Source organism: Streptomyces kebangsaanensis, from assembly GCF_001906585.1.
Classification (GTDB): Bacteria; Actinomycetota; Actinomycetes; order Streptomycetales; family Streptomycetaceae; genus Streptomyces; species Streptomyces kebangsaanensis.
Map to the genome: position 1 here is coordinate 1 of NZ_JUJA01000119.1, position 10,464 is coordinate 10,464.

A 10,464-nucleotide genomic window follows, 5' to 3' on the forward strand; every position below is an offset into this window, starting at 1 on the left:
GTGACGGGTGGCTGGTCGTTGTTTGAGAACTGCACAGTGGACGCGAGCATCTGTGGCCAAGTTTTTAAGGGCGCACGGTGGATGCCTTGGCACCAGGAACCGATGAAGGACGTGGGAGGCCGCGATAGTCCCCGGGGAGCCGTCAACCAGGCTGTGATCCGGGGGTTTCCGAATGGGGAAACCCGGCAGTCGTCATGGGCTGTCACCCTTGCCTGAACACATAGGGCAAGCGGAGGGAACGCGGGGAAGTGAAACATCTCAGTACCCGCAGGAAGAGAAAACAACCGTGATTCCGGGAGTAGTGGCGAGCGAAACCGGATGAGGCCAAACCGCAGGCGTGTGAGACCCGGCAGGGGTTGCGCGTGCGGGGTTGTGGGATCTCTTGTCTGTCGTCTGCCGGCGACAGGACGAGTCAGAAACCGTTGGCGTAGGCGAAGGACATGCGAAAGGTCCGGCGCAGAGGGTAAGACCCCCGTAGCCGAAACGTCAGCGGCTCGTTGGAGAGACACCCAAGTAGCACGGGGCCCGAGAAATCCCGTGTGAATCTGGCGGGACCACCCGCTAAGCCTAAATATTCCCTGGTGACCGATAGCGGAGAGTACCGTGAGGGAATGGTGAAAAGTACCCCGGGAGGGGAGTGAAATAGTACCTGAAACCGTGTGCCTACAAGCCGTGGGAGCGTCGGAGTGTGCTTGCGCACTCTCGTGACTGCGTGCCTTTTGAAGAATGAGCCTGCGAGTTTGCGGTGTGTTGCGAGGTTAACCCGGGTGGGGGAGCCGTAGCGAAAGCGAGTCCGAACAGGGCGTTTCAGTAGCACGCTCAAGACCCGAAGCGGAGTGATCTAGCCATGGGCAGGTTGAAGCGGAGGTAAGACTTCGTGGAGGACCGAACCCACCAGGGTTGAAAACCTGGGGGATGACCTGTGGTTAGGGGTGAAAGGCCAATCAAACTCCGTGATAGCTGGTTCTCCCCGAAATGCATTTAGGTGCAGCGTCGTGTGTTTCTTGCCGGAGGTAGAGCACTGGATAGGCGATGGGCCCTACCGGGTTACTGACCTTAGCCAAACTCCGAATGCCGGCAAGTGAGAGCGCGGCAGTGAGACCGTGGGGGATAAGCTCCATGGTCGAGAGGGAAACAGCCCAGAGCATCGACTAAGGCCCCCAAGCGTACGCTAAGTGGGAAAGGATGTGGAGTCGCTCAGACAACCAGGAGGTTGGCTTAGAAGCAGCCACCCTTGAAAGAGTGCGTAATAGCTCACTGGTCTAGTGATTCCGCGCCGACAATGTAGCGGGGCTCAAGCGTACCGCCGAAGTCGTGTCATTCGTACATGCAGGGCCAACGCCCGTACGGATGGGTAGGGGAGCGTCGTCTGCCGGGTGAAGCAGCCGCGGAAGCGAGTTGTGGACGGTTGACGAGTGAGAATGCAGGCATGAGTAGCGATTCACACGTGGGAAACGTGTGCGCCGATTGACTAAGGGTTCCTGGGTCAAGCTGATCTGCCCAGGGTAAGTCGGGACCTAAGGCGAGGCCGACAGGCGTAGTCGATGGATAACCGGTTGATATTCCGGTACCCGCTGTGACGCGATCAACATCGAGCATCGTGATGCTAAGGCCGTGAAGCCGTTCCGGACCCTTCGGGGGAAGGAAAGTGGTGGAGCCGCCGGCCCAAGCGGTTAGTAGGTGAGTGATGGGGTGACGCAGGAAGGTAGTCCAGCCCGGGCGGTGGTTGTCCCGGGGTAAGGGTGTAGCCCGAGTGGTAGGCAAATCCGCCACTCACCAGGGTGAGACCTGATGCCGAGCCGATTGTGGCGAAGTGGATGATCCTATGCTGTCGAGAAAAGCCTCTAGCGAGTTTCATGGCGGCCCGTACCCTAAACCGACTCAGGTGGTCAGGTAGAGAATACCGAGGCGTTCGGGTGAACTATGGTTAAGGAACTCGGCAAAATGCCCCCGTAACTTCGGGAGAAGGGGGGCCGCGCCCGGTGACGAGTCTTGCACTCCGAGCTGGGGGTGGCCGCAGAGACCAGCGAGAAGCGACTGTTTACTAAAAACACAGGTCCGTGCGAAGCCGTAAGGCGAGGTATACGGACTGACGCCTGCCCGGTGCTGGAACGTTAAGGGGACCGGTTAGCTCCATTTCGGTGGGGCGAAGCTGAGAACTTAAGCGCCAGTAAACGGCGGTGGTAACTATAACCATCCTAAGGTAGCGAAATTCCTTGTCGGGTAAGTTCCGACCTGCACGAATGGCGTAACGACTTCTCGGCTGTCTCAACCATAGGCCCGGTGAAATTGCACTACGAGTAAAGATGCTCGTTTCGCGCAGCAGGACGGAAAGACCCCGGGACCTTTACTACAGTTTGATATTGGTGTTCGGTTCGGCTTGTGTAGGATAGCTGGGAGACTGTGAAGTCCCAACGCCAGTTGGGGTGGAGTCGTCGTTGAAATACCAGTCTGGTCGTGCTGGATGTCTAACCTGGGTCCGTGATCCGGATCAGGGACAGTGTCTGATGGGTAGTTTAACTGGGGCGGTTGCCTCCTAAAGGGTAACGGAGGCGCCCAAAGGTTCCCTCAGCCTGGTTGGCAATCAGGTGGTGAGTGTAAGTGCACAAGGGAGCTTGACTGTGAGACCGACGGGTCGAGCAGGGACGAAAGTCGGGACTAGTGATCCGGCGGTGGCTTGTGGAAGCGCCGTCGCTCAACGGATAAAAGGTACCCCGGGGATAACAGGCTGATCTTCCCCAAGAGTCCATATCGACGGGATGGTTTGGCACCTCGATGTCGGCTCGTCGCATCCTGGGGCTGGAGTCGGTCCCAAGGGTTGGGCTGTTCGCCCATTAAAGCGGTACGCGAGCTGGGTTTAGAACGTCGTGAGACAGTTCGGTCCCTATCCGCTGCGCGCGCAGGAGTCTTGAGAAGGGCTGTCCCTAGTACGAGAGGACCGGGACGGACGAACCTCTGGTGTGCCAGTTGTTCTGCCAAGGGCATGGCTGGTTGGCTACGTTCGGGAGGGATAACCGCTGAAAGCATCTAAGCGGGAAGCCTGCTTCGAGATGAGGACTCCCACCCACTTGATGGGGTAAGGCTCCCAGTAGACGACTGGGTTGATAGGCCGGATCTGGAAGCGCCGCGAGGCGTGGAGGTGACCGGTACTAATAGGCCGAGGGCTTGTCCTCAGTTGCTCGCGTCCACTGTGTTGGTTCTGAAACCACGAACAGCCTTCGGTTGTTGATTGTTTCATCGTGTTTCGGTGGTCATAGCGTGAGGGAAACGCCCGGTTACATTCCGAACCCGGAAGCTAAGCCTCACAGCGCCGATGGTACTGCAGGGGGGACCCTGTGGGAGAGTAGGACACCGCCGAACAAATATTGAAGAAAAGGCCCACGCCGAAAAGGTGTGGGCCTTTTTCTTTGGCCGTATTACGGTGACCCCATGACTGGCCCCAGCAGCACCGAGCAGTACGTCATCCGTTCCCCACGTGCCGAGGAGTGGCCGAGCGCGAAGGCGCTGCGGCTTCTCGCGCTCCAGGATCCGGTGGCACACCTCGCTTTCCTGGAGACGTACGACGACGCCATGGCCAAGCCGGATTCGTTCTGGCAGGAGCGGACGGCCGGCGTCGTGGTGGGCGCGACCGGCGGGCGGCAGTTCATCGTCGAGGCTCCGGGCGGGGAGTGGGTCGGGACTCTCACCGTGCTCGTGGAGGAGGCCGGCACCACGGACTGGGCCGGCTTTCCGGTCGAGCGGCGGCAGGGGCACGTCGTGGGCGTGTACGTGCGGCCCGAGCACCGTGGGTGCGGGCTGACCGAGGTGCTGTTCGACGAGGCCCTCCAGTGGGCCTGGGGGATCGGTGTGGAGCGGGTGCGGCTGATCGTGCACGAGGACAACGGGCGGGCCCTGCGCTTCTACCGCCGGGCCGGCTTCCTGCCGAGCGGAGTCACCGTGCCGTTGCCGGGCCACTCGGGCGAGTCCGAGCTGGAGTACGTGCTCGAGCGTCCCTGAGCGTCAGCACCGGACATCACGCGGGAAGTTCGTCGTGTGGCCAGCGGGCGCGGGCCTGTTCGCGGGAACGGAGCAGGGCCAGTGTCGGCAGCCCGCGGTCGGCTCCCGCGGCCAGCAGCTCGGGGAGCTGGGGGAGCGGGGCGACGGCGGCCACGTCGTCCAGGACGAGCGTGAGTGGTGGGTCGAGCCGACCGGAGGATGACCGTTCGGCCATGCGCCGGCCGTGCTCGACCACGCTTGAGGCGAGTGCCGTCAGAAGGGGCATCGCACCCGGGTTGCTGCGGGGGTCCTCGATGGATTCCCCCACCACGTAAAGCGTTCCCCCTTCGCTGACAAAGGAATCCAAGGCGAGCGCATCAGTTCGGTTTGGAGTGCAGGCGTCACGGACGTTCACCGTGAACAGTGAGGCCAGTGCGCGGCTGGTCAACTCCTGGGCGATGTCACGGCGCTCGGGGTGCGAGGTGAGCGCGGCCTCGAGCTCGCCGGCCGATCCGGAGGCGGCCTTGCGGTTCGTGCGCAGGGCTCGTACGGCCTCCTGGACCTGTGTGCCCTGGGCCCAGCGGTGGACGTGGCGGACGGCGCGGCCGTCCACGGCGGCGGCGTGGAGGAAGCTGCGCAGGAGGGTTTCCGCGGTGTCGGCTGTCGCCTGGTCGATCTTGGCGGTGGGGCGGACGGGGGCGAGGAGCGCGGTGGCTCTCGCCGCCGCCGTCGCCCTGTCCTCGCAGCCCGCGGTGGGGGACCAGTGGAGGCGGGCCGGGGTGTCGCACAGGTGGGCGGGGTCGTAGAGGAGGACCGGGCCCAGTTTGGCCCGGGGGTCCTTCGTGTCCTGCCAGAGGGCGGGGTTGGACGTGACGACGAGGGCCGGGCCTGCCGCGTCCCGGACGGCCTGGGCGGCTGTCGTCCGGCGGCTCTCCCTGGGGGCGACGAGGATCTTCTCCCACCCGCCGGTCCGTTCGGGCTCCGCCTGCCGCTGGACCTCCACCGGTGGCGCGGCCACGACAGGCGCTTCCACGAGCGGCTGTTCGGGCTCCGGGGCCATCCGCTGAGGGGGAAGCTCATGGAGGACCGGCGTCGGCGTTTTCTCGGACTCGGGCTTGGACTCGGGCTCGGGCCCGGGTTCCGGTGCCGCCGCCCGTTCCCGGGCCGCCGCTGTCTCCGTCCGTCTGCGCAGTCTCCCGGCTCTCCACCGGGCCACCGTGCCCAGCACGAACACGGTCAGCACGAACAGCACCATCAGCTGGCCGATGAACAGGCCCCAGAACAGCCCGTACCCCGACAGCTGCCCCGGAGGCGTGTCCGGCCAGGCGCCGGGCATGTCGTGCGGGTCGCCCATGAGGTGGCGCATCGCCAGTGGCGTACGGGTGAAGACGACCCCGGACGGCCAGGAGCCGTGGGCGAACAGGCCGGCGAGTCCGGTGGCCGTCCACACCAGCAGGGTCATGCCGAGCAGGAAGGCGAGGATGCCGACCAGCAGGCCGTCGGGGATGCCGCCCTGGCCGCCCTTCCCGTGGTCGCGGTCGTGCGGTCTCACGCGTGCGTTCTCCCAGCCTCCTAGGCGACCGTCGACTCGGAGGAGCCGTCCAGGTCGGCGATGTGCTGTTCCATGAAGGCCGCCGCCCGTTCCTCGGCCTCCCGTTCGGCGGCGCGCAGGGCGTCGTCGGGGACGAGGTCGCTGGAGGACTCCGTCATGGCGCGGTCGGTGAAGACCAGCGGGCGTTCGGTCTCGGTGACCAGGTGTTTGACCACCTGGACATTGCCGTTGACGTCCCACACGGCGATACCGGGGGTCAGGGTCGGGATGATCTCGACCGCCCACCTGGGCAGGCCGAGCACCCCGCCGGTCGCCCGTGCCTCGTCGGCCTTCTGGGCGTAGATCGTCCTGGTCGAGGCCATCTTCAGGATCGCGGCCGCCTCCTTGGCCGCCGCCCCGTCGACGACGTCCGACAGGTGGTGCACCACCGCCACGAAGGACAGGCCCAGCCGGCGCCCGAACTTCAGCAGCCGCTGGAACAGCTGCGCCACGAACGGGCTGTTGATGATGTGCCAGGCCTCCTCGACCAGGAAGATGCGTTTCTTCCGGTCGGGGCGGATCCAGGTGTGCTCCAGCCACACGCCGACGATCGCCATGAGGATCGGCATGGCGATGGAGTTGCGGTCGATGTGGGACAGGTCGAAGACGATCAACGGGGCGTCCAGGTCGATGCCGACGGTCGTCGGCCCGTCGAACATGCCGCGCAGGTCGCCGTCGACCAGGCGGTCCAGGACCAGGGCCACGTCCAGGCCCCAGGCGCGTACGTCGTCTATGGCGACGTTCATCGCCTCGGCCGACTCCGGTTCCGGGTGCCGTAGCTGCTCGACGATGTCGGAGAGCACCGGCTGGCGTTCGACGATCGTCTCGTTGACGTAGGCGTGCGCGACCTTCAGGGCGAAGCCGGAGCGCTCGTCCAGGCCGCGGCCCATCGCGACCTCGACGATGGTCCTCAGCAGGGCGAGCTGCCCGGTCGTGGTGATCGCCGGGTCCAGCGGGTTGAGGCGGATGCCGTGGTTCAGGGCCGCCGTCGGGTCGAGCCGGATGGGAGTGATCCCCAGCTCCTCCGCGATCAGGTTCCACTCGCCGACCCCGTCCTCGCCCTGGGCGTCCAGGACGACGACCTGGCGGTCGCGGAAGCGGAGCTGGCGCAGGACGTAGGTCTTCTCCAGGGCCGACTTGCCGTTGCCGGACTCGCCGAGGACCAGCCAGTGCGGGGCGGGGAGCTGCTGGCCGTACAGCTGGAAGGGGTCGTAGATGTAGCCCTTCCCGGAGTAGACCTCACGGCCGATGATGACGCCCGAGTCGCCGAGGCCGGGTGCGGCGGTGGGGAGGTAGACCGCCTGGGCCTGGCCCGTGGACGTTCTCACCGGCAGCCGGGTCGTCTCGACCTTCCCGAACAGGAAGGACGTGAAGGCGTCCGTGAGCGCGGTCAGCGGGTCCCGCATCAGAGCATCAGCCCCTACCTTCGGATTCCGGTGGCGAACGGGAGGGTGTTCACGAAGGCGCGGTGGTGCTCGCGGTCGCACCACTCCAGCTTCAGGTAGGACTTTCCGGCCGAGGCCCTGATGGTCCGCTTGTCGCGGGCCAGGGACTCGGGGGAGCGGGAGGAGACGGTGATCCAGCCGACGAGGTTGACGCCGGCGGCGCCGCTGGCGAGGTCCTCGCCGCGCTGGTCGAGGCGGTGGTGGGCCTGTACGTCGCGCGGGTCCACGGTGCGGTTCATCTTGGCGGCGCGGCTGGCCTCGGCGGCGTCGTTGGTCTTCTCGGTCAGCATGCGCTCGATGGCGACCTCGGTGGGTTCGAGGTCCATCGTGACGGCGACGGTGCGGATGACGTCGGGGGTGTGGACGAGCAGGGGGGCGAGGAAGTTGACGCCGACCGGGGTCATGGGCCACTCCTTGATCCAGGCGGTGGCGTGGCACCAGGGCTCGCGGGTGGCGGACTCGCGGGTCTTGGCCTGCAGGTACGTGGGCTGTCTGGCGTCCAGCTCGGCCGGCCAGGCGTTGCGCCTGGTCATCGCCTGGATGTGGTCGATGGGGTGGTCCGGGTCGTACATGGAGTGGATCAGCGAGGCCAGCCGTCCCTGGCCGAGCGGCTGCCGTACGCGGATGTCGGCCTCCTGGAGCCGGGAGCAGATGTCGGTCAGCTCACGGGCCATGACGACCGCGAGACCGGCGTCCCGGTCCAGCTTGCGGCCCGCCTGGGGCCGGGCGGCCCGCGCCATCGCGTGGGCCTCGGCAGCGAGTTCGCGGGTGTAGTGCATGCAGGCGACGAGGTAGGCGCGGTGCTGCTCGCTGCTGGTGGAGACCATGGACTGCAGCTGGTCGTACGACCGCTGCAGCCAGGCCGGTGTCCGGTCGTCCCCGCGCACGGCGACGTCCTTGGCGTGGGCGTCGGGGTCGGCGGGCAGGGTGCGGGCGAGCATCTGCAGGCGGGTGACGAAGCCGTCGCCGTTGGCCACGTGCTTGAGCAGGGTGCCGAAGCGGTCGACGAGGGCCTCCTGGTCCTCGGAGTCGCGCAGGCCGACGCCGGGGCCCTCGATCTCGATGGCGGCGGTCACCGTCTTGCGGTCGGCGTGCAGCAGGACGGCGATCTCGTCCGGCCCGAACGGCGCGGCGAGCCAGGTGATCCGGCCGATGCCGGGCGGCGGCCCGATCTCGACCTCCCGTCCGTCCAGGCGCGTGCCGGCCTCCATCGCGCCCGAGCGGTAGGCGGCGCCGTTCTTGACCGTGCGCTTGTAGGAGCGGTTGATCTCGAACCACTTGTAGAACGTGCGGTGCCGGTACGGCACGTAGACCGCGGCGAGCGCCAGCAGCGGGAAGCCGGTCAGCAGCACGATGCGCAGGGACAGCACGGGGACGACGAGCCCGCACATCATGCCGAGGAACGCGCCGACGATGATCAGGGCGATCTCGCCGGACTCGCGGTTGCGGCCGACGATCGCGTTCGGCCGGGCGCGGCCGATCAGATACGTACGGCGGGGCGTGACCGTGTGGGACACGTGGGAATCGGTCGTCAACGCCCTTCACCTCCCGTGCGGTTGGTACTGCTGTTGCGGGTCCTGCCTGTGTGCGGGGTGGTCACCGGGCTGGGTGCGCGGGGAGCGGGTGCGGGGGCGGGGACGGATCCGCCGCCGCTGTCCGAGGAGCGTGCGCTGTGTGCGGCGACGCCGCCGGAGGCGGGGTTGGCCGGGCGGGGGGCGGAGGAGTGGCCGCCGCCGTTGCTGTCGGCCCGGGTGCTGTGGGTCTTGATGCCCTGCGCGACCAGGGTGGCCGGGGAGCTGATGACGGCCGCGGCCTTGCCCTCGGCGCTCCGCATGATGCGGTTGTTGCGGCCGGCCGCGATCTCGTCGCCGAAGCCGGGGACGAAGCGGTAGATCATCGCGCTGGCGAAGATGGCGAGCAGGATGATGGCGAGACCGGAGACGACGGCGGAGAAGGCGCCCGGGCCGTCGCCGGAGGACAGGGCGCCGGCGAGTCCGAGCACGATCACGACGACCGGTTTGACCAGGATCACGGCGATCATGATCCCGGCCCAGCGGCGTACGTGTCCCCACAGGTTCTTGTCGACCAGTCCGGCGTAGACGACGGTGCCGAGCAGTGCGCCGACGTAGAGCAGGGCGGCGCGGATGACGAGTTCGAGCCAGAGCACGCCGGCGGCGAGGATGGTGACGAGGGAGACGACGACCAGCATGATCGGGCCGCCGCCGATGTTCTCGCCCTTGCCGAGCGCGGCGGAGAACGTGCCGAAGAACGTGTCCGCCTGGTTGCCGGTGGCCTTGGCGAGTACGTCGGAGACGCCGTCCGTGGCCGATACGACCGTGTAGAGGATCAGCGGGGTGAAGGCGGAGGCCAGCACGGTCAGCCAGAGGAAGCCGACCGCCTCCGAGATCGCGGTGGTCAGCGGTACGCCGCGCACGGCCCGCTTGGCCACGGCCAGCAGCCAGAGCAGGAGGGTGAGGATCGTCGACGCGGCGAACACGACGGCGTACTGCTGGAGGAACTTCTGGTTGGTGAAGTCGACGTTCGCGGTCTCCTGCACGGCCTTGCTGAGCTTGGTGACGGTCCAGGAGGCGGCGTCGGCACAGCCCTTGGCGAGGGAGGAGAGGGGGTCGAGGGTGGAGGTGGGGTCGTTGAACGTGGAGCCTTTGTGGCTGCCGCCCTTGCCCTTTTCGCAGTAGTGCCTGGCGGGGCCGCGGATCAGTTCGCACGGGTCACCGCTCCCCGACGGCGACGGGCTCGGACCGGGCGTGGGCGCGGCGAAGGCGCGGGTGGCCAGCAGCACGGCGCCGGCCTGTACGGCGGTGACGGCGGCCGTCACCTTGAGGAAGCGGTGATTAGCGCGCATACGTGAACCCTCCGTACTCCTCGACGGCCTTCGTCATGTCGTCGGCGGTGGAGGCTCTTTGGTCACGCCCGACCGGGACAGGGCCGTCCTTCTGCTGGAAGTCGGTGACCTTCCAGTCGTTGTCGACCCACTCCAGCTGGTACGTGGTGGTGTACCAGCTCTCGGTGACGGGGTTGGTCGACGCCTCGCCGGAGAGGCCGAAGAGCGAGGTGTACCAGACCGCGACGGTCGCCTGGTCCCCGCGCAATGTGGTGATCTTGGTGCCCACCGGGACGATCCGGGAGATGAACGTCTGGCCGGCCGGTGCCTTGCCGTCCTTGTCGAGGCCGATGTTCCTGAGGAAGTCCTCGCTCGCGTACGCACGGTCCAGGTCCGCCTGGCGGCGGGCGGCGAGTTCGGGGGCGTAGACGGTGTTCACGATCCGGTGCCGTCGGGCGGTGTCGAACATGTCGGCCGAGCCGAGTGCCACCGAGTAGTTCGCGGCGGCGCTCTGTGCCCCCTGCTCGTCGTGCGCGAATCCCGAAGGGATGCCGTCCGTCCTCGTCTTCACCGGCCGCGTGCCGCTCGCCGCGGTCGCCGCCGCCTTCGGC

The 10,464-nt window shown here is 66.8% G+C and carries 6 protein-coding genes and 2 rRNA genes; 3 read left to right on the top strand and 5 right to left on the bottom strand.

Translation table 11 applies throughout. From position 1 onward, the window contains the following. The first annotated feature begins 54 nt into the window (after positions 1-54). The 3 genes from RH94_RS17490 (at position 55) to RH94_RS17500 (ending at position 3,996) form a co-directional block, all read left to right on the top strand. Positions 55-3,173 (top strand): 23S ribosomal RNA (locus tag RH94_RS17490). Between the two features lie 70 nt (positions 3,174-3,243). Next, positions 3,244-3,360, top strand: a 5S ribosomal RNA gene (rrf, locus tag RH94_RS17495). A gap of 69 nt (positions 3,361-3,429) precedes the next feature. Beyond that, positions 3,430-3,996 carry a GNAT family N-acetyltransferase gene (locus tag RH94_RS17500; protein ID WP_073948513.1) on the top strand — a complete coding sequence of 189 codons (567 nt, stop codon included), beginning with the start codon at positions 3,430-3,432 and terminating at the stop codon, positions 3,994-3,996. A gap of 16 nt (positions 3,997-4,012) precedes the next feature. On the opposite strand, the gene RH94_RS17505 is transcribed toward RH94_RS17500, so the two are convergent. The 5 genes from RH94_RS17505 to RH94_RS17525 all read right to left on the bottom strand — a co-directional run. After that, entirely contained in the window at positions 4,013-5,527 is a 1,515-nt protein-coding gene (locus RH94_RS17505) for a type VI secretion protein (RefSeq protein WP_073948514.1), read from the bottom strand. Positions 5,528-5,547: 20 nt separating this feature from the next. After that, positions 5,548-6,972 (bottom strand): ATP-binding protein, encoded by a 1,425-nt coding sequence (locus RH94_RS17510; RefSeq protein WP_073948515.1) that lies wholly within the window; start codon positions 6,970-6,972, stop codon positions 5,548-5,550. A gap of 14 nt (positions 6,973-6,986) precedes the next feature. Continuing rightward, positions 6,987-8,546, bottom strand: a complete 1,560-nt coding sequence (locus tag RH94_RS17515) for an SCO6880 family protein (protein ID WP_073948516.1) — start codon at positions 8,544-8,546, stop codon at positions 6,987-6,989. Beyond that, positions 8,543-9,874 carry a hypothetical protein gene (locus RH94_RS17520; protein WP_073948517.1) on the bottom strand — a complete coding sequence of 444 codons (1,332 nt, stop codon included), beginning with the start codon at positions 9,872-9,874 and terminating at the stop codon, positions 8,543-8,545. The genes RH94_RS17515 and RH94_RS17520 overlap by 4 nt, the downstream gene beginning before the upstream one ends. After that, a partial coding sequence (locus tag RH94_RS17525; RefSeq protein WP_234425847.1) for a hypothetical protein occupies positions 9,864-10,464 on the bottom strand: 601 nt, incomplete at its 5' end. The genes RH94_RS17520 and RH94_RS17525, both read right to left, overlap by 11 nt.